Annotated in this window: 26 protein-coding genes; 19 read left to right on the top strand and 7 right to left on the bottom strand. The window is 49.5% G+C overall.

What is annotated here, in order from left to right; translation table 11 throughout:
• Window positions 1-43 precede the first annotated feature (43 nt).
• Complete coding sequence (locus BLV22_RS07320) at window positions 44-1,090, bottom strand: SEC-C metal-binding domain-containing protein (protein WP_091613255.1); 1,047 nt, start codon at window positions 1,088-1,090, stop codon at window positions 44-46.
• 163 nt (window positions 1,091-1,253) lie between these two features.
• Complete coding sequence (locus BLV22_RS07315) at window positions 1,254-2,216, bottom strand: L-lactate dehydrogenase (RefSeq protein ID WP_091613252.1); 963 nt, start codon at window positions 2,214-2,216, stop codon at window positions 1,254-1,256.
• Between the two features lie 183 nt (window positions 2,217-2,399).
• On the opposite strand from BLV22_RS07315, the gene BLV22_RS07310 reads away from it, so the two are divergent.
• The 3 genes from BLV22_RS07310 (at window position 2,400) to BLV22_RS07300 (ending at window position 4,999) form a co-directional block, all read left to right on the top strand.
• Entirely contained in the window at window positions 2,400-2,582 is a 183-nt protein-coding gene (locus BLV22_RS07310) for a hypothetical protein (RefSeq protein WP_091613249.1), read from the top strand.
• Window positions 2,583-2,646: 64 nt separating this feature from the next.
• Window positions 2,647-4,083, top strand: a complete 1,437-nt coding sequence (locus BLV22_RS07305; RefSeq protein ID WP_091613246.1) for an NAD(P)H-binding protein — start codon at window positions 2,647-2,649, stop codon at window positions 4,081-4,083.
• 82 nt (window positions 4,084-4,165) lie between these two features.
• On the top strand, window positions 4,166-4,999 hold the full coding sequence (locus tag BLV22_RS07300; RefSeq protein ID WP_091613243.1) for an STAS domain-containing protein: 834 nt from the start codon (window positions 4,166-4,168) through the stop codon (window positions 4,997-4,999).
• Between the two features lie 66 nt (window positions 5,000-5,065).
• Here BLV22_RS07300 and BLV22_RS07295 read toward each other — a convergent pair whose 3' ends face one another.
• Window positions 5,066-5,305, bottom strand: coding sequence for a hypothetical protein (locus BLV22_RS07295; protein ID WP_091613240.1), 240 nt, complete (start codon window positions 5,303-5,305; stop codon window positions 5,066-5,068).
• 75 nt (window positions 5,306-5,380) lie between these two features.
• A complete protein-coding gene (locus tag BLV22_RS07290) occupies window positions 5,381-6,364 on the bottom strand; it encodes an aldo/keto reductase (protein ID WP_091613238.1) in 984 nt (327 codons plus the stop codon).
• A 140-nt stretch (window positions 6,365-6,504) separates the two neighbouring features.
• On the opposite strand from BLV22_RS07290, the gene BLV22_RS07285 reads away from it, so the two are divergent.
• The 3 genes from BLV22_RS07285 to argS all read left to right on the top strand — a co-directional run bounded on the left by BLV22_RS07285 (window position 6,505) and on the right by argS (window position 9,902).
• On the top strand, window positions 6,505-7,491 hold the full coding sequence (locus tag BLV22_RS07285; protein WP_091613235.1) for a cyclodeaminase: 987 nt from the start codon (window positions 6,505-6,507) through the stop codon (window positions 7,489-7,491).
• 298 nt (window positions 7,492-7,789) lie between these two features.
• A complete protein-coding gene (locus BLV22_RS07280) occupies window positions 7,790-8,227 on the top strand; it encodes a YwiB family protein (protein WP_176967699.1) in 438 nt (145 codons plus the stop codon).
• 4 nt (window positions 8,228-8,231) lie between these two features.
• A complete protein-coding gene (gene argS / locus BLV22_RS07275; protein ID WP_091613229.1) occupies window positions 8,232-9,902 on the top strand; it encodes an arginine--tRNA ligase in 1,671 nt (556 codons plus the stop codon).
• Between the two features lie 40 nt (window positions 9,903-9,942).
• On the opposite strand, the gene BLV22_RS07270 is transcribed toward argS, so the two are convergent.
• Window positions 9,943-11,403 carry a carbon starvation CstA family protein gene (locus BLV22_RS07270; RefSeq protein WP_091613226.1) on the bottom strand — a complete coding sequence of 487 codons (1,461 nt, stop codon included), beginning with the start codon at window positions 11,401-11,403 and terminating at the stop codon, window positions 9,943-9,945.
• 181 nt (window positions 11,404-11,584) lie between these two features.
• On the opposite strand from BLV22_RS07270, the gene BLV22_RS07265 reads away from it, so the two are divergent.
• On the top strand, window positions 11,585-12,070 hold the full coding sequence (locus BLV22_RS07265) for a GNAT family N-acetyltransferase (protein ID WP_176967698.1): 486 nt from the start codon (window positions 11,585-11,587) through the stop codon (window positions 12,068-12,070).
• A 273-nt stretch (window positions 12,071-12,343) separates the two neighbouring features.
• On the opposite strand, the gene BLV22_RS07260 is transcribed toward BLV22_RS07265, so the two are convergent.
• Window positions 12,344-12,535: a hypothetical protein gene (locus tag BLV22_RS07260; protein ID WP_022794603.1), complete on the bottom strand. Its 192-nt coding sequence runs from the start codon at window positions 12,533-12,535 to the stop codon at window positions 12,344-12,346.
• Window positions 12,536-12,728: 193 nt separating this feature from the next.
• Here BLV22_RS07260 and BLV22_RS07255 point away from each other — a divergent pair, with 193 nt between their 5' ends.
• From BLV22_RS07255 to BLV22_RS07240, 4 genes are all read left to right on the top strand, one after another.
• The gene (locus tag BLV22_RS07255; RefSeq protein ID WP_245724037.1) at window positions 12,729-13,001 is read left to right on the top strand and encodes a YhdT family protein; all 273 of its coding nucleotides are present in this window, start codon (window positions 12,729-12,731) and stop codon (window positions 12,999-13,001) included.
• On the top strand, window positions 13,001-14,452 hold the full coding sequence (panF, locus tag BLV22_RS07250) for a sodium/pantothenate symporter (RefSeq protein WP_091613218.1): 1,452 nt from the start codon (window positions 13,001-13,003) through the stop codon (window positions 14,450-14,452). Before BLV22_RS07255 ends, panF begins: the two co-directional genes overlap by 1 nt.
• 161 nt (window positions 14,453-14,613) lie before the next feature.
• Window positions 14,614-15,150: a DNA-directed RNA polymerase subunit delta gene (gene rpoE / locus BLV22_RS07245; RefSeq protein ID WP_176967697.1), complete on the top strand. Its 537-nt coding sequence runs from the start codon at window positions 14,614-14,616 to the stop codon at window positions 15,148-15,150.
• Window positions 15,151-15,525: 375 nt separating this feature from the next.
• Entirely contained in the window at window positions 15,526-17,127 is a 1,602-nt protein-coding gene (locus tag BLV22_RS07240; protein WP_091613213.1) for a CTP synthase, read from the top strand.
• 60 nt (window positions 17,128-17,187) lie between these two features.
• On the opposite strand, the gene BLV22_RS07235 is transcribed toward BLV22_RS07240, so the two are convergent.
• Window positions 17,188-17,709, bottom strand: a complete 522-nt coding sequence (locus tag BLV22_RS07235) for a DUF2529 family protein (RefSeq protein WP_176967696.1) — start codon at window positions 17,707-17,709, stop codon at window positions 17,188-17,190.
• 114 nt (window positions 17,710-17,823) lie between these two features.
• Between BLV22_RS07235 and BLV22_RS07230 the strand changes: the two genes are divergently transcribed.
• From BLV22_RS07230 to BLV22_RS07195, 8 genes are all read left to right on the top strand, one after another.
• The gene (locus BLV22_RS07230; protein ID WP_091613207.1) at window positions 17,824-18,192 is read left to right on the top strand and encodes a response regulator; all 369 of its coding nucleotides are present in this window, start codon (window positions 17,824-17,826) and stop codon (window positions 18,190-18,192) included.
• Between the two features lie 248 nt (window positions 18,193-18,440).
• The gene (gene fba, locus BLV22_RS07225; RefSeq protein ID WP_091613205.1) at window positions 18,441-19,304 is read left to right on the top strand and encodes a class II fructose-1,6-bisphosphate aldolase; all 864 of its coding nucleotides are present in this window, start codon (window positions 18,441-18,443) and stop codon (window positions 19,302-19,304) included.
• Between the two features lie 142 nt (window positions 19,305-19,446).
• Window positions 19,447-20,091 (top strand): fructose-6-phosphate aldolase, encoded by a 645-nt coding sequence (gene fsa / locus BLV22_RS07220; protein ID WP_091613202.1) that lies wholly within the window; start codon window positions 19,447-19,449, stop codon window positions 20,089-20,091.
• Between the two features lie 252 nt (window positions 20,092-20,343).
• Window positions 20,344-21,630 (top strand): UDP-N-acetylglucosamine 1-carboxyvinyltransferase, encoded by a 1,287-nt coding sequence (locus BLV22_RS07215; RefSeq protein WP_091613199.1) that lies wholly within the window; start codon window positions 20,344-20,346, stop codon window positions 21,628-21,630.
• A gap of 18 nt (window positions 21,631-21,648) precedes the next feature.
• Window positions 21,649-22,620 carry a class II fructose-bisphosphatase gene (glpX, locus tag BLV22_RS07210; protein WP_091613195.1) on the top strand — a complete coding sequence of 324 codons (972 nt, stop codon included), beginning with the start codon at window positions 21,649-21,651 and terminating at the stop codon, window positions 22,618-22,620.
• A gap of 384 nt (window positions 22,621-23,004) precedes the next feature.
• On the top strand, window positions 23,005-24,282 hold the full coding sequence (gene rho, locus BLV22_RS07205) for a transcription termination factor Rho (protein WP_091613191.1): 1,278 nt from the start codon (window positions 23,005-23,007) through the stop codon (window positions 24,280-24,282).
• Between the two features lie 88 nt (window positions 24,283-24,370).
• The gene (locus BLV22_RS07200; protein ID WP_022794589.1) at window positions 24,371-24,613 is read left to right on the top strand and encodes a type B 50S ribosomal protein L31; all 243 of its coding nucleotides are present in this window, start codon (window positions 24,371-24,373) and stop codon (window positions 24,611-24,613) included.
• 84 nt (window positions 24,614-24,697) lie between these two features.
• Complete coding sequence (locus BLV22_RS07195; protein ID WP_091613188.1) at window positions 24,698-25,276, top strand: thymidine kinase; 579 nt, start codon at window positions 24,698-24,700, stop codon at window positions 25,274-25,276.
• Window positions 25,277-25,313: the final 37 nt, after the last annotated feature.

Here is a 25,313-nt window from a genome sequence, read left to right as displayed (position 1 = left end):
ACGGCCTGCGGGGTTTCACCCCCTGCAGGCCGTCGTTTATTTTTTATGCATTTTCATTTGACGTATAAGGCTCCATCTTTTTCCACTGCGTACGAATAGTGGATGAAGCCACACCGTAGCGTTCGGCGATTTCTTTTTGGGTGCCGCCACCTACTGCGTATTCCAGAGCTGCTGCCTGGGCTTCCGGTTTGCGGATCACAGGGTTTTCCTGTTCGCAAAAGCGGGCCCACAGCTCTGAGGCTGTAGATATTGCGTCTTTGGACAGCTGATCGGAGTTTTCGAGCGCCTCCACTACTTTCTGCTGATCGTCATTCAGGCCTGAAGGGGACGGCGCAGCGGTCTCTTTTGTATCGGCCGCAGCATCTGAACCTGTTTCAGAAGGGGTGGAGATGCTGTCTGCTTCCTGGTATTTCTCCTGAAGATCGTCCTTCAGGGTGCGAAGTACGTCCGGCAGGTGATGCGTGATCCAGCCGGCTTTATCCGCTTCACTATCCGGAACAGAGCCGGTAACACTTTTAATGACGTCATCGGCGAAATCCGGATGGAACGGCAGCAGGCCGAGCATTGGATACCATTTGTCTTCCACAGGCACTAAAAAGGCGAGAAACACAATGTTTTCCTGCAGGTCCCGGAAAAAGGACAGTGGTTCAATGTGGTGAACTTCCTCGCTCAACAGGTCAGTGACTTCGTACCAGTCGTCGGTCATTTTATTCAGACGGAATAATGACAGATTGTGTCCGGTCCAGTTGGAATAAAGCCGCTGAAGCCGGGGATGCTGATTGTTCTGCTCTATCTGCTGATGGATATTCATCCATTCCCTGCGCTCATTGCCGTGCAGTAAAAAATCGGCAAGCGCCAGGTTTTGGACAAACTTATGCCAGGCATAAGGGAAATAGTTCGGCCGGTAGACACGGCGGTAATAATGACTGAAATCCTTCCGGCTGTCTTTGTTTGCAGCGGCTGCAAGATCCAGCTGTATGTTGGTTACTTCTTCAGTCGTATAAGCTGGCTGGTTGGCGGGGTCGCCGCAGCATTTTTTGTATTTTTTACCGCTGCCGCAAGGACACGGGTCGTTACGTGAAATACTCATACATTCAGGCTCCTTCTCACTAGTAGGTTGCTATTCCTTCAAATTCTAACATACATTGCCCCGAAATGGGGAATCCCTACGCTTTAAGGGGAATGGAGCCGTGAAAAAACCCTTCGCAGTGGAAGGGCTCTTCAGGGTTACGTTTTTATAACAAGAGGATCGTTTAATTAGCCGCCTGCCCGCTGGCTTTTTCCCATACGTTGCGGAGTGTCTCTGCACTGTGGCGGAAGTTCCGGGTTTCTTCTTCATCCAGCGGCAGTTCGATCACTTCCCGGATCCCCTCGCGGTTAATGACGGCCGGAACACCGATGTACAGATTATTTTCCCCGTACTGTCCGTCAAGGTGGGCACTGACGGTCAAAACACTGTTTTCATTTTTAAGAATCGCGTTTGTAATACGGGTGAGCCCCATCGCGATGCCGTAGCTGGTGGCGCCTTTGCGCTCAATGATTTCATAAGCAGCCCCGCGTACGTCTTTAATCATGCCTTTCATTTCCTCCACATGTTTACCTTCTTTTTCCTCTGCCAGCTCCACTGCGTTTCGACCACCGACGTTTGCCTGGCTCCAGACGGCAAGCGACGTGTCGCCGTGTTCACCAATGATATAGGCATGGGCATTCTGGGCGGCAGTGTCGAAATAGTCACTCAGCATAAACCGCAGGCGGGAGGTATCAAGAATTGTGCCGCTTCCAATGACCCGCTCTCTCGGAAGTCCGCTGAACTGCTGGGTGGCATACGTAAGAATATCTACAGGGTTGGTAGCGATAAGGAATATTCCGTCGAAGCCATTATCCATCACCTGACCAACAATATTTTTAAATATAGCCGTATTTTTGCCTACAAGGTCGAGACGGCTCTCACCGGGTTTTTGATTGGCACCGGCGGTAATGCAGACAATATCGGCCTCCCGGCAGTCTTCATAGGTGCCAAACCATGTTTTAGTGGGATGCGGAGCAAAGGCTTTGCCGTGATTCAGGTCCATCACGTCCCCTTCGGCCTTGCGTTCATCCAAATCGATGATCACGAGCTCCTCGACGACGCCCTGATTAATTAACGAAAACGCATAACCGCTGCCGACAGCGCCGGCTCCGACAACAACAACCCGGTGGACGTGATTTCTTTTCATATATAAAATCCCCTTTCGAATGTGAATCATGTGAATGAATGAGCAATCCTTATCTATCTATATTGTGCACTATTTCACAATAGGATGCAAGTGTGGAAAATATATAGTTGTGAACAAATGATGAACTTAAGTGTTGGGGGGAATTTGAAACGGGAAAGGAGCAGAAGAGGAGGGGATGACTCGATGGAAAACGCATTAAAATACGCGCTCCCGACAGCGTTGACGTGGGCAGTGATAGGTCTGCTCGCCGGTCTGAATCTCGACAGGGGCTGGCTTTGGGTGCTTGCTTTCGTGGTTTTTGGATTTCTCGTCAGCTTTGTTACAGTGATAATTGCGCAGTGGATTATTTCTAAAATAAATATGTAATTAGCACCGGAGAAATTAGGGAATGGTATAGGTAAAGTTTAAAAACGAGAAGGGGCGTGTGAAAATGGAAGAGACAAAGAGCCGGCGGCCGGTCGTAGCGATTACCGGAGCGAGCGGATACATCGGGCGAAACCTGATGGCGGAGCTGAAAAAGCATGCAGATATTATTGCTTTGTCGAGAAACATAGACACAAAAGAAAACGAGGAGCATGTAACGTGGCGCTCGTGTGACTTATTTTCATTAAAAGACGCGGAACAGGCACTCGAAGGCGCAGATTACGCTCTCTACTTAGTTCATTCGATGATGCCGACGTCCAAACTAACCCAGGGCCGCTTTGAGGATATGGATGTTATCCTTGCGGACAATTTCGCGCGTGCCGCTGAGCAGAAGCAGGTGAAGCAGGTCGTTTATTTGAGCGGCATTATTCCGGAAGCCGACCGCCTGTCCCGCCATTTAAGCAGCCGGCTCGAGGTGGAAAACATTCTAAAATCATACCGGACCCCGGTGACTGCTATACGTGCAGGGTTAATCGTCGGTCCGCAAGGCTCCTCGTTCCCTATTCTCGCAAAGCTGGTGAAGCGGCTGCCGGTCATGATTCTTCCGAAATGGACGCAGACTAAAACTCATCCGATCGCCCTTGCCGACGTGTTAAACAGTCTGCAGAAGAGCATCGGGGAAGAATCGCTCTACAACCGTTCCATCGATGTTGGAGGGCCGGACGTAATGACCTACCGGAAAATGATGGACATCACTTCAAAGGTGATGGGGAAAAAGCGGTACGCCGTCACTGTGCCTTTTTTCACCGTTCGTCTTTCAAGACTATGGGTGAGTGTAACTACAGGGACGCCCAAAAGCCTGGTTTATCCGCTGATTGAAAGTCTGATTCATCCAATGGTGGCTGATCCTGCAAAAAGTGTGAAGGGCATCAGTGATGGAAAAATTCCATTCCGGGAAGCGGCCGAAAATTCGCTGAAGGAAAACAGGAAGGAGCAGCCCTCCATTCTGGCCCGCCTGAAGCCGGCACCTGTGGAGCGGAATGTACGTTCCGTTCAGCGTGTAACCATTCCAAATGGAAGAGACGCGGACTGGACGGCCCGTTATTATATAAAATGGCTCCCGAAGCTTCTGCGCCCATTCGTAAAGGTGGAAACGACCGACCGTTATCTGTACAGCCTGCGGCCTGCCTTTATGAAAAGAACATTTCTCGAGCTTTCCTATTCCAAAGAGCGCAGCGAAGAAGACCGTGCGCTGTACTATATTACCGGGGGACTCCTTGCCCAGGTAAATGAAGGAGAGCGGGGCCGGCTGGAATTCCGCAAAATTCCTCATACAAACCAGTGCATTGTAGCGGTACATGATTATGTTCCGGCTATGCCGTGGTACTTTTATCAGTATACCCAGGCGTTTATTCATCTTTGGATCATGAACCGCTTTAAAGCACATCTTGAAAAAGATCAGTGGACGTTAAGAAGGTCATCTCAGCTCCAGCCGGAGTCATAATTTTCCTTGTTTAGTTTCAATTTTTTTAAGGAACACGAAAAAGGATAGGAGTAGTCTGCATACAGAAGGGAGACGGTGCCGTATGAGCACCAACCAGTTGATCCGTGACTATTTTGTCAATCACGCAGCGGAAATGGCGAATTCATGGTACGAAACGTTGGAGGAATCAGACAGGGAATCTGCTTACGCAACGACCGATCCAAAAGAAGCCGAGGAACTGAAGTCTCAGACGTATGAGTTTCATTTATATTTCTCGAGCATTTTTATCGAGGATCGGAATACATGGGAAAATACCTTTGAAGTATGGATAGACGGCATTATAAATGATCCCAAATACTTCCGGACGAAGGATGCGCGGGTGGTCCGGGAAATGATGAGATACCGGGAGCAGTATACTGCCTACTTGAAGCGCTTTTACGCTGAAGAGCACACGGGGCTCTCCGCCAATATGAAAGAACAGCTTCGGGAGCTCGTAACAAACGGCGTGGATCAGATTATTCTTTCTTATGTGGAAAAGTCCAACCGGCTGTTCCTGCAGAAACTGGAAGCCAAAGAAAGCATTATTAACGAACTGAGTGCTCCGGTCATCTCGCTGAATAAATCATCCGCCCTTCTTCCGTTAATAGGTGAAATTGATGAAGAACGGGCCGCGGTGATACTCGAGCACTCCCTCGAGGCATGCTCGAAAAAGCAGGTCTCTGAATTGTTTATTGATCTTTCCGGCGTCGCCGGCATCGATACCCACGTCGCACATCAGATTTTCGGGCTGATCCGCTCGTTAAAGCTGATTGGCGTACAGCCTGTCCTGGCAGGAATGCGTCCGGAAATTGCCCAGACCTCCGTCCATCTTGGCATCAGCTTTCAGGACGTGCCGATTGCCTCATCGCTTGCCCAGGCAATGGATCAGAAATACTAAGAAGGCCGGCTCCCCGTATGAGGGGCGCCGGCCTTCCTTTGTCTTTAATACAGAATTACTCTGTTTTTAGACTTTTTCTACGACGTACGTTGGTTTTTCAACGAATTCTTTTCCGCCGAGTTCCTCCGAATGATCGAAGTAGCCGCCGAATTTATAGACGACTTTGTACTCGCGGTCCGGTTCTGTAAACAATTGATTTTCATTGTTAGAAACAACTGTAACATGATTGTTTTCTACAAAGCTGTCGATTTCACTCGCTTTATAGTTTGTACCTGCAGTAAGTTCGGAAACAGATTGGCTTCCCATATATAATCGCTCCTTTAAGTTATATTTTGTCCACTCGTACTAATACCCGGGTAAAATCTGTGTTAATCATACGATTTAATATCCGCCCCGGATATTTGGCTCCACGTCCTCTAAATAAAACTTCGTCAGCTTTTCCTGCTCGTCTCTGGAGAAGGAAGGCACGCTGACTGCTTCGAGACTGTCGGACACCTGTTTTTCATTTCGGAATCCTGGTATGACACAGGTGACGTCTTCGTTATCAAGAATCCAGCGCAGGGCTGCCTGCGCCATCGTTCCCCGTTCTTCTTTAATCCACTGGAGGGAGGTGCTGAGCTCCACGCCTTTTTGGAAAGGAAGGCCGGCGAATGTTTCTCCGACATTGAAGGCGTCTCCGTCCCGGTTGAAATTACGGTGGTCATCTTCAGCGAAAGTCGTTTCTTTTGTATATTTACCGGTTAACAGCCCGCTTGCGAGCGGCACGCGGGTCAGGATGCCGACGCCCTGCTTTTTCGCCTGTGGAAACAGCCGCTCTGCCGGCTTCTGGCGGAAAATATTGTAGATCACCTGAAGTGCCTTAACATTTGGATAATGAAGGCATTCCATGCCTTCCTCCACGGTTTCTACGCTGACTCCGTAATGCCGGATTTTTCCCTGTGCCTGCAGGTCATCAAGTACCTGAAACACCGAGCCGTCTTTTAAAATATCAATCGGCGGACAGTGAATCTGATAAAGATCCAGGCGTTCGCGGCCGAGACGCCTTAACGTAGCGTCCAGATAGTCCGTGACACTTTTCCTGGAATAAGTATTTGGGTCATTAATATCGCCGCCGCGCGCAAATTTGCTGGCCACGTGAATCTTGTCTTCTTTTCCTTTTGTCGCTTTTCCGATTAACTCTTCGCTGTGGCCGTCCCCGTAAACGTCAGCCGTGTCGAAAAAATTGACACCGGAATCCATAGCCGCCTCGAGGCCCCTGAGCGCTTCGTTATCGTTTGTTGCTCCCCACGCGCCACCAATGGCCCATGTGCCAAAGCTCAGTTCACTTACTTCCAATCCGGTATTTCCCAACTGACGATATTTCATACCGTCCACCTGCCTTTTAATCAAAGTATGGTAGGCTATTCCCGTTCTGCATATATTTAAGCGTTCTCATGATTAATGGTTTTGATTTAGTGTAATGTTTCCTATAATAAAAGCAGTACATTTTAAAGGAGGCGGAGTCCTTGTATTTATTCAAAGAAAAACCGATCAGAAATACGATTGATGTCAATCAGCAGGCGCTTTCCCTCATTGAAGACGGCTTCCGGCGCCTGCAGGCAGGAGAAGTAACCATGCCTCCCGTACTCAGCATGCCCATTGCCGACAAAAATGGTGAATTGGATGCAAAAACGGCCTACGTCAAAGGCATGGACCAGTTTGCCCTGAAAATTTCGACCGGTTTTTTCGATAACCCGGACAAAGGGCTTCCAAGCCTTAGCGGCATGATGCTTTTGTTTCATTCGGATACCGGGTTCCCGGCAGCAGTGCTGCAGGACAATGGATACCTGACCGATGTACGCACAGGAATTGCCGGCGCTGCGGCAGCCAAGTATCTGGCTAAAGACGAGGCAAGGATTGCAGGTATTGTCGGTACCGGCACGCAGGCGCGCTTTCAGCTGCGGGCGCTGAAAATGGTGCGGCCGTCGATTGAAAAAGTGTATGTGTACGGACGCAAAAAAGAGCGGATCGAAGCGTATCAGCGCGAAATGGAGCATGAGCTTGGCGTTACAACAGAAGCTGCCGATCTTGAAACAGTAGTACGAAACTGCGATGTGCTCGTTACAACGACGCCATCAACAGAGCCGTTCATCAAAAAAGAATGGCTGCATCCGGGGCTTCACATTACGGCTATGGGCTCAGATGCTGCGGAAAAGAACGAAATCGAGCCGGACGTACTCGGAGCGGTGGATATTCTTGCCTGCGATGCTGCCTCGCAGGTGTTTTCCATCGGAGAACACCGGACGGCAAAAGAATCAGGAGTCATCGATGAAAGCAGCACTGTGGAAATCGGGGCGATTATCAGTGGAGATGCCCCCGGAAGGGAAACGATGGAGCAGGTCACCTTCTGTGATCTGACAGGCACCGGGGTGCAGGACACAGCCATTGCGGTCTACACGTACGATCAGCTCAAGGCTTCGGGAGAAGGTCTCGAAATAACGGAAGACGAATAAACGCAGGGCACCGGGCCAACGATCCGGTGTCTTTTTTATGCTCTTTCCAGAGGAAGGAGATCGGTTATTCCGGAATATCCGGGATTAGGGCCGCCCAGGCCGAAGAATGGGCCTGCTTGCCGGTTCGGTCAAAGGGTGATTAAAGCTTCCGTGCTCCGGCAGGGGAGTTTTTTTGTCTGCGGGCTTTTCAAATGATCAATTTTCCCTTCTCAATGCGCGAAGTCGTGTTAAAATAAGACAGTGATTAACCGGAACGTTAAAAGCGAGTATGTGCAGGCATAGAGAAAGGTGGCTCATCGTGGCAGACACAGCAAAGACCCCGGTAAAAGTCGCTATGACAACCAATATGCAGCAGGAAGATGAACGTGAAACCATCCAGCTGAACGCAGATGGCGAAATGTACGAAAAACAGGAATGGACGTATGTCCGGTTCGAAGAAGAACTCGAGGGCATAGGAAAAGTACAGACAACGCTGAAAATCGGAAATACAGAGGTTATGGTACTCCGAAGCGGGGCCGTGGCCATGCGTCAGGTATACGCGTACGGCGAGCGCACTGAAGGTACCTACGATATGGGCTACGGCCGGCTTCATACCGAAGCGGTAACGGACCATCTGGCTGTTACAAAGGCCAGCCCCGAATGGATGCTGCATATTGATTTTCATTACCGGCTGGTACTGCAGGGGACGCCGGTAGGGCGTTACGAAATTTCGATCGTTATTGAGGAGGACACATGAGCATATGAATATAATGGATCAGGTGAAAGAACAGTTAAAAACAGAAATTGCGGCGGCAATTGAAGCGGCAGGACTTGCCTGGGGGGAGGATGTCCCGGAAATTGTGCTTGAAACCCCGAAGGAAAAAAGCCACGGGGATTTTGCGTCCAACGCAGCGATGAAGCTCGCAAGCGTGGCAAAAAAGGCCCCGAGGGCGATCGCCGAAGACATCGTGAATCACTTAAACACAGACAAAGCCTCCGTTAAAGAAATTGAAATTGCGGGACCCGGCTTTATTAACTTTTTTATGGATAACCGGTATTTAATTGATGTGATTCCGGAAGTGCTTGATCAGGGAGCGGACTACGGGCGTTCTGATGTTGGAAAGCAGAAGAAGGTTCAGGTGGAGTTTGTATCGGCGAACCCGACAGGCAACCTGCACCTCGGCCATGCCCGCGGGGCAGCCGTAGGGGACTCGCTTTGCAACATTCTGGACTTTGCCGGCTACGATGTGACGCGTGAATATTACATTAATGACGCCGGCAACCAGATTGTAAACCTGGCCAGGTCGGTCGAAAGCCGGTATTTTGAAGCTCTTGGCATGGATATGGAAATGCCTGAAGGCGGCTATCAGGGAGCAGACGTGCGCCAGTTCGGCGAAGAGCTTGCCAGTGAGCAGGGCGACCGGTTTGTGCATGTCGAGGAAGAGGAACGGCTCGAGTTTTTCCGCGAGTACGGCCTGAAGCGTGAAATCGAAAAGCTGAAGCAGGACCTTGAACAATTCAGAGTCCGTTTTGATGTGTGGTATTCGGAAACCGCTCTTTACACAAACGGCAATGTTGAAGAAACTCTGCAATACCTGCACGACCAGGGAGAAACATACGAAGAAGACGGAGCGGTATGGTTCCGCTCGAGCCGTTATGGGGATGATAAAGACCGGGTGCTCGTGAAAAACGACGGCACCTATACGTATCTGCTGCCGGATATTTCGTATCACCGGGACAAATTCGGCCGCGGCTTTGAAAAAGTTATTAATATCTGGGGGGCGGACCACCACGGCTATATTCCACGTATGGAAGCAGCGGTGCAGGCGCTTGGCCATGATAAAGAACAGCTCGAAACGCAGATCATTCAAATGGTGAATCTGTTTGAAAACGGTGAGCGCGTGAAGATGAGCAAAAGGACCGGTAAGGCGGTAACTTTGCGGGATTTGATGGACGAAGTCGGTATTGATGCCACCCGTTATTTCTTTGCGATGCGGAGTCCGGACACTCACATGGACTTTGACCTAAGCCTGGCCAAATCGCAGTCCAATGAAAATCCGGTATACTACGTTCAGTACGCCCACGCCCGGCTTTGCAGCATTTTCCGTCAGGCGGAGGAACGCGGCATCACCTTTGACCCGGCGGCAGATTTGACGCCGATTCACAGTGAAAAAGAGCTGGACGTGCTGAAAAAAATCGGGGAATTCCCGGAAGAAGTGGCGATTGCAGCGGATAAATTCGCCCCGCACCGCATGACCACCTATCTCCACGAGCTGGCCTCTGCGTTTCACAGCTTTTACAACGCAGACCGTGTCATGGATGCTGAGGATGAGCCGAAAACCCAGGCAAGGCTCGTACTGGCTAAGGCAGTCCAGACGACGGTGCAAAACGGCCTGGATCTTATCGGCGTGAACGCGCCGGAAACGATGTAATAACGACGAAGGCACCACCCGAATGGGCGGTGCCTTTTTATTATGCTTTGGCGGGAGCTTTTTCATACACCGATTCGATCTGCTCGTCGACCGGAAACCTTGTTCCCACGTAGGCGCGGGCCCGTTTAACAAACAGGGCGATGACAGTCAGTGTTCCGACAGCTGCGATAATATAACTCAATTCCATCGGAAGCCCGAAGCCGATCGGCGCGTTTAAAATGTAGGTGAATGTTGCCATAGTCATGAACGTGGCCGGAATCGAAGCGACCCAGTGATTTTTCCCGGCAAGCACGAGGTACATGGCACCGACCCACAGGGCGATCATGGCGGTGGACTGGTTGGCCCAGGAAAAGTACCGCCATAAAATGGTAAAGTCCATGTTCGTTAAAGCAAACGAAGCGACAAACAATGGAAGTGCGATCCAAAGCCGGTTCGGCATTTTCTTTTGATTGATCCGGAAGTAGTCCGCAATGATCATCCGTGCGCTTCTAAACGAAGTATCGCCGGAAGTGATTGGAAGAACAATAACCCCAATAACTGCGAGCGTACCGCCAACGGCACCAAGCATCGTCATTGAAACTTCACTGACCACAGCTCCGGGACCGCCGGCAGCGATGATTTCATTCAGGGAAACGCCGTTAAAAATGCTCATGGCAGCAGCGGCCCAGATCATGGCGATAATACCCTCGGCGATCATCATGCCGTAGAAGATTTTTCTGCCGCTGCCTTCGCTCTGGGTGGTGCGGGAAATAATCGGTGTCTGTGTAGCATGGAAGCCAGAGATAGCCCCGCAGGAAATAGTCAAAAACAACAGCGGGAAAATAGGTGCCTGGTCCGGGTGCATGTTTTGGAACGAAAGCTCCGGAATCGGCTGTCCCTGAACGATAAGCCCGCCTCCGATACCAATAGCGCTGAGCAGCAGAAGCGCCCCGAGGATCGGATAGATCTTGCCGATAATTTTATCCACCGGAAGAAGCGTCGCGAGAGTATAGTAGGCGAAAATAACCGTAATAATAGCAGCAAGGCCGATTCCTGCTGGAAGAATTCCGCTCAGCAGTTCCGCAGGAGCGGTAACGAAAACGGTTCCAACTAATAATAAAAGAAGCACGGAAAACGCGTTTACAATATGTTTCATCGACTTGCCGAGAAATTTGCCGGCAAGCTGCGGAAGGTGGGCGCCTCCGTTCCGGATGGAAATCATTCCGGTTAAGTAATCATGTACCGCTCCGGCAAAAATAGCGCCGAACACGATCCATAAAAAAGCAACAGGGCCGTAAAGAGCACCCATGATCGGACCGAAGATAGGACCGACGCCGGCAATATTCAGCAGCTGAATCATGGAGTTTCGCTTCGTTCCCATAGGAAGGTAGTCTACGTTATCCTGTTTAGTGAAGGCGGGGGTTGCCCGCTTATCGTTTGCAGTGAATAATTTTTCAATAAAAGCACCGTATGTAAAATAGCCGATAATCAGTAATGCTACTGCGATGATAAAAGTAATCATGATGTCGTCCTCCTGGTAAATTTGAATACGCTTACAGATTAGTTATACAATTGGAAGTCATAAACGTCAAGCAGAAAAATGAAGCGGGCCGTGCGGTTTTTATTGCAGGGAGGAAGGGTAAATAATGATATATCCAGAAGAATACAGAAAGACATGCTACCATGCAGAAGGAGGAAGCGCGATGGCTGTTATAATCCGCCCGATGAAGTACAAAGATTTGGATAGAATCCGTGAAGTCGCAAGGGAGTGTTGGTACGATGCCTACGAGGGCATTATTCCTCTGCCAGCCCAGGAGATGTATTTAAGCCAGGCCTACAACGATGAGATGTTAATGCGCCGTATATCCAAGCATACCTCCAAAGTAGCTGAAGTGGATGGAGAAGTTATTGGCTTTTCCGATTTAGGGCCGATCGACGACAAAAGAACCTGCAAAATGTCAGCTTTATATCTGCTTCCCGGGCATCAAAGCCGTGGGATAGGAAAACAGTTGTTTGACGAAACGCTGATGGAAGAACCGAACGCTAAAAAGATCCGGGTGTATATAGAGGAAAAAAATACACGTGGACAAAAATTCTACGAAGCTCAGGGGTTCGAGAAAAAAGAAAAGCTGCAGGGAGAATTTGGCGGCTATCAGATTCCGATGCTTATTATGGAGAAGGAAATGTAAAAGAAAAGCGGAGCCGACTTGTATTGAGGAAGTTCGATTAAAGACGTTACTTCCGTAACAACATCGAACTGACCTGCATTCGCAGGCCCCGGACGGCTGGCGTAAGCCTTGTTGGAAGCGTCGTTAGACGGTGAAACAAGGATGAAGCCAATGGACCGGACGGCTAGGAGGCGGAGCTGGACATAGCCTGCCCCCGGATTTGAGCTTCTATAAATCAAAAAAAGCTGCTTCCTCACAAAAGAGGAGCAGCTTTGCATTTGATAGATGACTATTTTAATGGGTTACTTCATTTTTTAATAGGACGATGCGGTGGTAAGGAAATTCTTCTTCTTTTCCCACAATTGGATAATCACTGAATTCTACAATAACCGTGCGTTCAAATTCAGAAATAACTTTCATTTCATAGCCTTCGTAATGAACAACCTCTCCAGGTTCGAATTGGTCGAATTGTTTTTCGCCAGCCATTTACATCAACACCTTTTAGCTTTATTAAATTATATTACCCTTTTTTATAATGATTAAACATCACTTGAAAGTACAGGCACAATACGTATATTCTCTTGAAACAGGAACGATTTGTCAATATAGTTGCAGCAGGCTGGTAAATCAGCTAAACTAATTGAAGTTTTTGAAGGAACGAAATAAATGGAGGATGGTCATGAGCCTGGAAGAAAAAGAGAAAAAGCTGCAGCAGCTCACAGCGAAAGAAGCGCTTCTTGGTGTTGCTATTGCTGTGGGCCATTTTATTTGGTGGTTCGGTTTTGCATATGGGCTTGGAGGCAGAGACCCCCAGAATTATCAATACATACTCGGTATGCCTGACTGGCTTTTTTACAGCTGCGTACTCGGGCCGGTTCTTTTATTCGTCACTCTATGGTTTGTCGTGAAGTTCGTCCTCTGTGATATTCCTCTCGATCAGGAGCAAGACTGATGAATATAGAAGTGATTGTGCCATTAGTCGTTTTTTTACTTTTTACGTTTGCGATCGGTATCTGGTCCGCTAAAAAAAGGACGGGAGCCGCTTCTTTTCTTCATGACTACTATTTAGGAAGCCGTGAACTTGGCGGGCTGGTGCTGGCCATGACAATGGTTGCGACGTACGGAAGTGCGAGCAGCTTTGTTGGAGGTCCCGGCATCGCCTACGACCGCGGGCTTGGCTGGGTGCTTTTGTCCATGTCCCAGGTGGTTACCGGTTATTTCACGCTGATGATACTCGGCAAGCGGTTTGCCATCATGGCCCGCCGGTACCGGGCTGTAACACTCGTGGATTTTCTCCGCTCCCGCTACAATAACGGGCTGGTCGTTATTGTAGGAGCATTCAGCATTGTAGTCTTTTTATTTTCCGCCATGGCCGCCCAGTGGGTAGGTGGGGCGAGGCTCATTGAGTCGGTCACAGGCATGAGCTATCAGGCATCCCTGTTCCTGTTTGCAGGAGCTGTACTGTTTTACGTAATTATCGGGGGCTTCCGGGCGGTAGTGGTTACAGATGCGGTGCAGGGCATTATTATGGTAGTCGGTACGTTGATCATTTTCACCGCTACGTTGATAGCAGGGGGCGGCATGAATAATATTATGACCTCCCTGTACCAGGAGAACCCGAACCTCGTTACACCGTTCGGCGCGGACGGAGATTTAACGGCCCTTTATGTATCATCATTCTGGATTTTAGTCGGTGTGGGAGTGGTCGGGCTGCCTCAAGTGGCAGTACGGGCGATGTCGTATAAAAGCTCGGCTGCTATGCATCGTGCGCTTCTTATCGGAACGGCAGTGGTTGCTTTTATGATGTTTGGAATGCATATGGCCGGGGTTATGGGCCGCGTCGTCGTTCCGGGCATTGAAGTTGCCGATACCGTTATGCCCGAGCTTACCATGACTGTCCTTCCGGGATGGCTGGCCGGTATCGTACTGGCAGCGCCGATGGCGGCCATCATGAGCACCGTGGATTCTCTGCTCCTGATGATCAGCTCCTCCGTAGTAAAAGATGTATACATTAACTATATCAAGCCGGACGCTTCGGAAAACAGAATACGCCTGCTGAGCCTGATTGTTACGGCAGCAGTCGGCATTATTGTTGTAGCTATTTCATGGAGCCCGCCGGAGTTTTTAATCTGGCTCAATCTGTTTGCCTTTGGAGGACTGGAAGCAGCGTTTATCTGGCCAATCGTTTTAGGTCTTTATTGGAAAAAGGCAAATGGATGGGGAGCGCTTGCAGCGATGATCACCGGTATCGCCTCATACATGATTATTTCGATCTGGGTCCCGGGGTGGCTCGGTATGCACGAAGTGGCAATGCCTGTTCTTTTTTCACTTGCAGCGTTTGTGCTCGTTTCTCTTCTCACAAACCGGCAGGAGAACGAATGGAGCCCCCTGGAAAACAATTAAGCAGGCAGACGGTAAATTCTATCAGCAGGAATTGAATAATAATTATGGAATTTTCCTTCGAAATATGTTTATAATTTTAGGTATGAATTTTCGTAGCGATGAAGCGATTAACATAAAGGAATCAGCATAAGGGCATGTTCGTGAAAAGGAGCGATGAAGCTGTGAAAATAAATGAGTTGAACGAAGAAAAAGTAAGGGAAATGTCCTCGATGGAACTGGCGTATATGATTCTCGAGGAAGAGGGCGGAGCATCAGGCTATACGAGAGTCATGGACCGTTTGACAGAATTAAAAGGGTACACGGAAGAAGAAAGAAAAAGCCGTATGATCAAACTGTTTACCTCCATGAATCTGGATGGACGGTTTGTGCATCTGGGCGAAAACCACTGGGGTCTTCGCGGATGGTATCCTCTCGATCAGTCAGATGAGGAACTGAGCCACACAGTGCAGGGATCGGACGAGCTTGCGGAAGAGATTGATCCGGAGGAAGAAACGTATGACGATGACCTGGTGGACATCTCCGACGATCTGGACGCCATCTCTAAAAAAGACGATGCCGATGAAGACACATTTGATGATAATGATCTCGAAGGCTTTGAGCCGGGCAACGCGGGGCCAGGATTTGACGAAGAGGAAGACGAAGATGAAGAAGACAGTGGAAGCGACAATACAGAGGAAAGTGAAGAAGAGAACCGGTAATTTTATCGTGTCCAGATCTTGACTTTCGAAACTCGTATAGGTACAATCATTTTTGGGCTGTGACGTAAAGGTGAAAATGATACCTATATAAGCATGAACGACAAACAAAAGTGTGCCCCCTCCATATGGTGGCAGGGCGCCACTTTTGTTTTTTTTATGATTAAAGAAAAGCGCAGGGTGTTTGGGCACCAGCTTAAACGGCTCGTCGATTTCAGTCGGCTTGAGACGAAGTCGCAAACGATCTGAAATCACGAATGGATTAAGCTGGTAACACCCGAAGCTGGACAAAGAAAAGCGAAGGAAGCCTGTTTAGCGGCGCGGGCCCTGGAAGCACTATTTTAAAGAACATTTATATAAAGAGAGGCAGATAGGTATATGGCGAGTAAATATATTTTCGTTACTGGCGGCGTTGTATCTTCGTTAGGTAAAGGCATTACAGCAGCTTCCCTCGGAAGACTGCTTAAAAACAGAGGACTTAGTGTTACTATCCAAAAGTTTGACCCATATATCAACGTGGACCCGGGAACAATGAGCCCGTATCAGCACGGGGAAGTTTTCGTGACAGACGACGGAGCGGAAACAGACCTGGATCTCGGACACTATGAACGCTTTATCGATATCAACCTCAGCAAAAACAGCAATGTCACGACCGGAAAAGTATATTCGTCCGTTATTCGCAAAGAACGGCGCGGCGACTATCTCGGCGGTACTGTACAGGTTATTCCGCATGTCACAAATGAGATTAAGGAACGGGTCTACCGTGCAGGAAGAGAAACAGGGGCCGACGTGGTAATTACAGAAATCGGCGGCACGGTCGGCGATATTGAAAGCCTGCCGTTTCTTGAAGCCATTCGCCAGATCAAAAGCGATGTCGGACGCGACAACGTAATGTACGTGCACTGTACGTTAATCCCATACTTATCCGCAGCCGGAGAAATGAAATCCAAACCGACGCAGCACAGTGTCAAAGAGCTGCGCGGCATCGGCATTCAGCCGAACGTCATTGTACTCCGGACAGAAAAGCCGGTGCCGGAAAACATGAAGGAAAAAATTGCTTCCTTCTGCGACGTGCCTTCAGAGTCGGTCATTGAAGCAGGGGATGCAGAAGTGTTGTACCAGATCCCGCTTGAACTGCAGCGCCAGCATATGGACCAGATTGTCTGCGATCACCTGAAGCTGACAGCGCCTCCGGCAGAAATGACGGAATGGACTGCGCTCGTCGACCGGGTGAAAAACTTAAGTAAAACTGTACGCATTGCCCTTGTGGGAAAATATGTGGCGCTTCCGGATGCGTATCTTTCAGTGGCGGAGTCGCTTAAGCACGCGGGCTACCACTTTGATGCAGACATCGAAATCGACTGGGTGCAGTCGGAGGATCTGAATAAAAATAATGTGGCTGAGCGCCTGAAGGATGCCGATGGAATTCTCGTGCCCGGAGGCTTCGGAGACCGGGGCATCCAGGGTAAGATTGAAGCGATCACCTATGCCCGTGAACAGAAGATTCCGTTTCTCGGAATTTGTCTTGGCATGCAGCTTGCAAGCGTGGAATTTGCAAGAAACGTGGCCGGCATAGAGGATGCGGGCTCGGCAGAATTTCATCCCGATGCCAAAAATGCAGTAATCGACCTGCTTCCGGAGCAGAAGGATGTAGAAGATCTTGGCGGTACGCTCCGGCTCGGTCTTTATCCTTGTAAGCTAAAAGAAGGCTCCCGAGCGAAGGAAGCTTACGATGAGGCGGAGATCGTCTACGAACGTCACCGCCACCGCTATGAATTCAGCAATGCCTACAGAGAGCAGCTGGAAAACCACGGATTTATCTTCAGTGGTACGAGCCCGGACGGCCGTCTGGCAGAAATTATTGAAGTAGCAGACCATCCTTACTTTGTTGCTTCGCAGTTTCATCCGGAATTTGTTTCCCGTCCGACCCGCCCGCAGCCTTTATTCCGCGAATTTATCCGTTACTCTGCAGGTGAATAAATGAAAAGAAGCCTGGATGGCATAGACCATCCAGGCTTCTTTGTACATAATACTACTGCTTTATTCGAGTTCATCCGATAATTCTTTAATATATAAATATAAAAGCTGGCCGGCAAACATTGCTGACAAGTCAAATGGATACCCGTAGCGCTCTCCGTTTTCGTCCGGAATGACCGGGTCAGCCGAAGGTGCTGAAATATGGCAGTTTAACGGCCCAAGCAGTTCGTTGATCCGGGCATCGTCCTGCGTAAAAATAATTAAAGGTGTTTCGCTGTTTTCGCATGTCCGGATAAACGAAAGCATGTCCTCCTGCTCGTCAGGATGAATGATTAAGAACAAACGGTCGACCTCAGCCAGGGCTTCGGTCTCGGGAGAAGGTACAATGGCCGTCGTGCCTTCCGGGGCGTCCGGATGACCAGCCAGCGCCAGGGCAATAGCATGGGCGGACGGCGATCCCGCGACCCAGAGCCTGCCCAGCCCTCTTACAGCCTGTACGGCCAGACGTGCCGCATCTTCAAATTCTTCCTCCTGGTCCATGATACTTTGGAATTTACCCTGAAGCTGGGTAGAAAAAATTTTCATGAAAATCCTCTTTTCTGCTTTGAAATTGATGCCTGGATGAAACATACGTGGTCATAAATCTCATAGTAATATATACTGCAGGTAGAAGAAAGTAGAGAAGGAGGAATTCATGTAATGGAACGGGTGTTAATTGTAGATGATCAAATGGGAATCCGGCTTCTCCTAAAAGAGGTGCTCGAAGAAGAGGGGTACACCGTCAAAGAAGCACATAACGGTGAACTTGCTTTACATATGGTGGAAGAATGGACGCCGGAAATTTTTATCATCGATATGAAACTCCCGGGGATCGACGGGCTCACACTGCTTAAAGAACTTCAAAGCTCCTCCCGTCTTGAAGGTGCCTACGTGATTATAATGACTGCCTTTGGTGAAAAGGAGCAGGTGGAAGCGGCCAGACAAAACGGGGCGGATTACTATATCGCCAAGCCGTTTGACATTGAAAACTTAAAGAGCGTCATCGGCAAAGTTTCGCAAGAAGGGTGACAATTGGCCTCGATATGCTATAATGAAAAAAGAATTTGAGTAAGATCTACATAGCATAGTCGGTTTGTTTTCAAGCGGAAGTATCTGACAGTGAAGACGCCCTGATCATATCATCATCACGCTTTAATAAACACTATTCGATGCAGCCTGAATGAAAGCTGCAGATGCTTTCGTGTGCTTAAATATATTTACTATGTATGGAAGCTGCTCAAACATTTTGCTTGAAACGAAGAGGGAGGATATTTTTTATGCCATTGGTATCAATGACGGAAATGCTGAAAACAGCACAAAAAAATCAGTATGCCGTAGGACAGTTCAACCTGAACAACATGGAATTCACCCAGGCCATTCTTCAGGCGGCTGAAGAAGAAAAATCTCCAGTAATCTGCGGTGTTTCTGAAGGCGCGGCCCGTTACATGGGTGGCTTCGAAACAGTCGTTACCCTGGTGAAATCGTTGATGAAAGAATACAACGTCACAGTACCTGTAGCCATTCACCTCGACCACGGTTCGAGCTTTGAAAACTGCATGAAGGCAATGAAAGCAGGATTTACTTCTGTAATGATCGACGGATCCCACCACCCGCTCGAATACAACATTGAAATGACTAAGCGCGTTGTAGATGCTGCGCACGCGATCGGCGTATCTGTAGAAGCCGAGCTCGGCCGTGTAGGCGGGCAGGAAGACGACCTGGTCGTTTCTGAAGCGGAAGAAGCTTACGCTATTCCTGCAGAATGTAAAGAGCTTGTAGAGCAGACCGGAGTTGACTGCTTCGCAGCAGCACTCGGTTCTGTGCACGGCCCGTACAAAGGCGAGCCGAACCTCAGCTTTACCCGCATGGAAGAAATCCAGCAGCTCGTGGACGTTCCATTCGTTCTGCACGGTGGTACAGGCATCCCGACAGAAGACGTGAAAAAAGCGATCCGTTACGGTCACGCAAAAGTGAACGTAAACACGGAAAGCCAGATGTCTTCTGCGGCGAAAGTACGCGAAGTATTGGCAGAGCAGCCGAACCAGTATGACCCTCGTAAATACCTCGGTCCGGCACGCGATGCTGTCAAAGAAACAGTGAAGTTCAAAATGCAGGAATTTGGTTCTTCCAACCAGGCGTAAATAATGAGCACAAAGCGAAGAAAAGGGGCCCGGCCACGGGCCGCTTCTTTCTCCGCCTTACTTTCTTCTTCCCATAGTAAAATGATTTGCAAGCGTTTGCTTGAAATGGATAAAGAGTACTAAATAATAGGAGGGAACATGTATGAAGTTTTTTGTAGATACAGCGAATGTCGATGAAATCAGAGAGGCGAATGACCTCGGGATTCTCGCGGGCGTCACCACGAATCCGAGTCTTGTCGCCAAAGAAGGCGTCGACTTTCATGAACGGTTAAAAGAGATTACTGCTATCGTCGACGGCTCCGTCAGTGCCGAAGTTATTTCGACCGAAGCAGAAGGCATGATCACGGAAGGCCGGGAGCTCGCAAAAATTGCTCCAAATATTACGGTCAAAGTTCCAATGACACTTGAAGGCATGAAAGCCGTAAAGGTCTTTACAGAAGAAAACATTCAAACAAATGTTACGCTCGTCTTCTCTTCCGTCCAGGCGTTAATTGCGGCAAGAGCAGGAGCGACATACGTGTCCCCGTTCCTTGGACGTCTGGACGATATCGGTCACAACGGCCTGGACCTGATCAGTGAAATTTCCGAGATCTTTAACGTTCACGGCATTGAAACGAAAATTATTGCTGCCTCCGTGCGCCATTCCACTCACGTGGCAGAAGCAGCGGCCCGCGGTGCCCATATCGCGACCATTCCGTTTAAAGTTGTTCCTGGCCTCCTGAAGCATCCGCTGACAGATCAGGGCATCGAAAAATTCCTGAGCGACTGGGAAAACCGTAAGCAGTAAAATAAAACAGCACAGGCTTCTGCAGAAACTCTGCAGAAGCCTTTTTTTGTATGAAAATTCAGCCAAATTCTCTTGCTAATAAGTGGAAAAACATCTATGCTGAAAAAAGAAAACACTTTTAACAAATAGTAGGACACAAATAGCATAAAAAGGGCAGGTGCTGCCTGGGCCCGGGTCCGGGCTTCAGCTTTTGCATACCGGTCCATACAGACTAGCTGAGGATGCCGGATAATGACTATAGAGGATGATTGCATGCAGAAAATGATTATTGAAGGCGGCAGGCCTTTAGAAGGACGGGTGTCGGTCAGCGGAGCGAAAAACAGCGCAGTGGCACTGGTTCCGGCTGCACTGATGGCCAATGGCCACGTGACTCTTGAGAACCTTCCCGACATTCACGATATCGACACGCTGGCTGAGATTTTGCAGGACGCGGGAGCGAATGTAAAAACAGAAAATCACCGAATGAAAATCAACGCGAAGAATGTTCGTCCGCTGCCGCTGCCAAACGGCAAAGTAAAGAAGCTGCGTGCTTCCTACTACCTGATGGGGGCGATGCTCGGCCGGTTTAAAAAGGCGGTTATCGGCATGCCGGGCGGCTGCTATCTTGGTCCGCGGCCGATTGATCAGCACATCAAAGGCTTCGAAGCTCTCGGTGCTACGGTCGAAAATGAACACGGCTCGCTCCATATTCACGCCAAAGAGCTGAAAGGTGCCCGCATTTATCTGGATGTGGTGAGCGTTGGGGCGACGATTAACATTATGATGGCGGCAGTTATGGCCAAGGGCCGGACAGTCATCGAAAATGCCGCGAAAGAGCCGGAAATCATCGACGTAGCCACTCTTTTAACAAATATGGGGGCAAATATTAAAGGTGCGGGCACAAATGTTATCCGCATTGACGGCGTCGAAGAATTAAACGGATGCACTCATTCAATTATCCCTGACCGGATCGAGGCGGGCACTTATATGATTGCCGGGGCGGCTATGGGAAGCGAAGTAGTAATAGATAACGTCATCCCGGACCACCTCGAAGCGTTAACGGCCAAGCTCCGGGAAACAGGTACGGGCGTTGAATGGTATGATAATTCAGTCCGTGTTACGGGGACGGATCAGCTGCAGGGCGTGCAGTTAAAAACGCTCGTGTACCCTGGATTCCCTACCGATCTGCAGCAGCCGTTCACGGCGCTTATGACAAGAGCCGAAGGAAAAACGATTGTTCACGACACCATTTATCCGTCCCGGTTCAAGCACGTAGATGAGCTGTCGCGCATGGGAGCGGACGTGACTACCGGTGAAGGTACTGCGATTGTGCGGGGTCCTGCGCAGCTTCAGGGTGCACAGGTGGCAGCAAGCGATCTGAGAGCCGGAGCTGCCCTGATTGTAGCCGGGCTGATGGCCGAAGGAGAGACCGTCATCACCGGGTTTGAGCATGTGGCCCGGGGCTATGAAAAAATTGAGCACAAGTTGCGTTATTTAGGCGCTGAAGTCCGTTTAGAGACTATTAGCGAGCAGGAAATGCAGGAAATTCAAAATTCATAAGCTTGGGGGAGTATAACAATGGAAAGAAGTCTATCGATGGAGTTAGTACGGGTGACAGAAGCAGCGGCGTTATCGTCTGCGCGCTGGATGGGCCGTGGAAAAAAGGACGAGGCTGACGATGCTGCCACAAGCGCAATGCGCGATGTATTTGACACGATCCCAATGAAAGGGACTGTGGTCATCGGCGAAGGGGAAATGGATGAAGCCCCGATGCTCTACATTGGGGAAAAGCTCGGTACCGGCTTCGGCCCGAGAGTCGATGTGGCAGTAGACCCGCTTGAAGGTACAGAAATCGTCGCCAGCGGCTCCTGGAATGCCCTCGCGGTACTTGCCATTGCTGACCATGGAAGGCTTCTCCATGCTCCGGACATGTATATGGATAAAATTGCGGTAGGGCCTGAAGCAATCGGGACAATTGATATCGATGCGCCGGTCGCAGACAACCTGCACGCCGTAGCGAAGGCAAAAGGCAAGGATATCGAAGACGTGGTGGTTACCATTTTAGACAGGGAGCGCCATGCCAAACTGATTCAGGACGTCCGCGACACCGGTGCCCGCATCAAGCTGATTCCTGCGGGGGACGTTGCCGGGGCGATTAATACCGCCTTTGATGAAACAGGCGTGGATATACTGCTCGGATCCGGGGGAGCCCCGGAGGGTGTTATTGCCGCTGTCGGACTCAAATGTCTGGGCGGGGAAATGCAGGGTAAGCTGCTTCCGCAGAACGACGATGAGCTGGCCCGGTGCACAGAAATGGGCATTGAGGACGTCAGCCGGCCGCTTCTTATGTCGGATCTGGTCGGCGGGGAGGACTGCATCTTCGCCGCTACCGGCGTAACAGAGGGCGAGCTGCTGAAGGGCGTGAATTTTAAAAGCTCCAAGGCTACGACCCAGTCCCTTGTTATGAGGGCGAAATCGGGTACGGTCCGCTTTGTCGACGGCAAGCACAACGTGCAGAAAAAGCCGGACTTTGTCATCAGAGACGAATAGAACGGTCAGAGGGCAGGGAAACCTGTCCTTTTCTCATTTTTATGCCGGAAGCGTTCCGTGCTGATAATTTCACTTGCAGACAGAGACGTTCAAAGTTAAAATAATGAAGTACAAACTGTATTCGTAAAACGTTTACTGCCATTCAACAGTTCTCCTCTCCTTTATGCAGAGCGAAGGCACATCTGCTTCAACGCTCCAAGAATGCAGGGCATCCGTTCCTTTTCTTATCTTCCAATTATCCCAACACGCTTTGCCGGAAAGCCATAACGGAAATAAAAAAGGCAGCTTACATTCACAAAGTGTAAGTGTTTCTTCACGTTGATGGAACTAATATACATGATTATTTTTTTACATTCATAATAGAAAAAGAAAGTGGTGACCGCATTGGCAGTCAACATCGCAGAGCTCGAAACAATGACGCTGAAAGAATTGTACCGGCTCGCCAAGGAATACAAGGTATCGTATTACAGCAAATTAAACAAACGGGAACTCGTCTTTGCGATTTTAAAAGGGCAGGCGGAAAAAGACGGCCTGATGTTTATGGAAGGCGTGCTTGAAATTATCCAGGCAGAAGGCTACGGGTTTCTGCGCCCGATTAACTATCTGCCGAGCACGGAGGACATTTATATCTCTGCCTCGCAGATCCGCCGTTTTGACTTGAGAAATGGGGATAAAGTTTCCGGAAAGGTACGGCCGCCGAAGGATTCGGAGCGGTACCACGGCCTGCTGCAGGTGGAAGCAGTCAACGGGGAAGACCCCGACTCTTCGAAGGAGCGCCCGCATTTTCCGGCGCTGACACCCCTGTATCCGGAAGAGCGCATGCAGATGGAAACCCATCCCAATCGCGCGTCTTCACGGATTATCGATCTGATTACCCCGGTAGGCTTCGGCCAGCGCGGGCTCATTGTGGCTCCGCCAAAAGCCGGAAAGACGTCGCTGTTGAAAGAAGTTGCCAACAGTATCACTGAAAACCATCCGGAAACCGAGCTGATTGTGCTGCTTGTGGACGAGCGTCCGGAGGAGGTTACAGATATCGAGCGTTCTGTAGACGGGGACGTAGCCAGCTCAACTTTTGATGAAGTTCCCGAAAACCATATTAAAGTTTCTGAACTTGTTCTTGAACGGGCGATGCGGCTCGTGGAGCACAAAAAAGATGTCGTCATTCTGCTCGACAGCATCACCCGACTAGCACGGGCGTACAACCTGGTGCTGCCGCCAAGCGGCCGGACGCTTTCCGGTGGTATTGACCCTGCAGCGCTTCACCGTCCGAAGCGCTTCTTCGGGGCAGCCCGCAATATTGAAGAAGGCGGAAGCCTGACCATTCTGGCGACGGCCCTTGTAGAAACCGGGTCGCGGATGGACGACGTGATTTATGAGGAATTTAAAGGCACAGGGAACATGGAACTCCACCTCGACCGCCGTCTGGCTGAGCGCCGTATTTTCCCATCGATCGATATCCGCCGTTCAAGCACCCGGAAAGAAGAGCTGCTCGTTTCCAAGGAGCATCTGGATAATTTATGGGCGATCCGCAAGACGATGAACGATGCGCCGGATTTCGTGGATCACTTTATCCGGCGCATTAAGCAGACCAAAACGAACGAAGAATTTTTTGAAGAGCTTCAAAAAGACAAACAGGGAAAAGTAACGACCGGAAAGAAATAAACGAAATGAAAGATTGATAAATTTCGGGGAAGTTGTTATAATCTCGTTATGTGTGAAAAAGAGAAGAATCGAAAGGAAGTGACCAGCTATGAAACAACAAGTGCATCCGGAATATCATAAAGTTGTGTTTATGGATACAAGTACGGGATTCAAGTTTTTGAGCGGTTCGACAGAAAGCTCGTCTGAAACTATCGAATGGGAAGACGGAAACACGTACCCAGTAATCAAAATTGAGGTAAGCTCCGACTCCCACCCGTTCTATACCGGCAAGCAGAAGCAGAACACTGCCGGCGGCCGTGTGGACAAGTTCAAAAGAAAATACAACCGCTAAGCACAATGGTTGGGTAAAGGCGGAAGCTGCGGCTTCCGTCTTTTTTGTATCACGAACCGAAACCGATAAGCGGGGGAGAAAAATATGGCGCAGTTATTTTTTAAATACGGAACAATGAACAGCGGCAAGTCCATCGAAATTTTAAAGGTGGCCCACAATTATGAAGAGCAGAATAAGCCGGTGCTCATCTTTACCTCCGGTCTGGATGACCGGCGCGGAGTCGGATTTGTAGCAAGCAGAATCGGAGTGGAGCGTGAGGCTGTACCAGTGTTTGAAGAGACAAACATTTATGATATTGTCCGTCAGGAAGCGCAGCGTCCCTTCTGCATCCTCGTGGACGAAGCACAGTTTCTATCCCAGGAGCACATCATTCAGCTGGCGGAAATTGTTGATAACCTTGATATTCCGGTGATGAGCTTCGGCCTGAAAAACGATTTTCAAAATGAACTGTTTGAAGGCAGCAAGCATCTGCTGCTCTATGCGGATAAAATCGAAGAAATGAAGACCATCTGTTGGTTCTGTCATAAAAAAGCAGTCATGAATTTAAGACTCGACGGCGAGGGCCGGCCGATTTATACAGGCGATCAGATTCATATCGGCGGCAATGACTCCTATTATCCGGTGTGCCGGAGATGCCATGCCAATCCGCCTATTGCCCTGTAAACAAAAAACAAGCCAGCCGGCACTGTGCCGGCTGGCT

This window comes from Marinococcus luteus, from assembly GCF_900106595.1.
Lineage (GTDB): Bacteria > Bacillota > Bacilli > Bacillales > Marinococcaceae > Marinococcus > Marinococcus luteus.
This window is presented reverse-complemented; position numbering and strand designations above follow the sequence as displayed.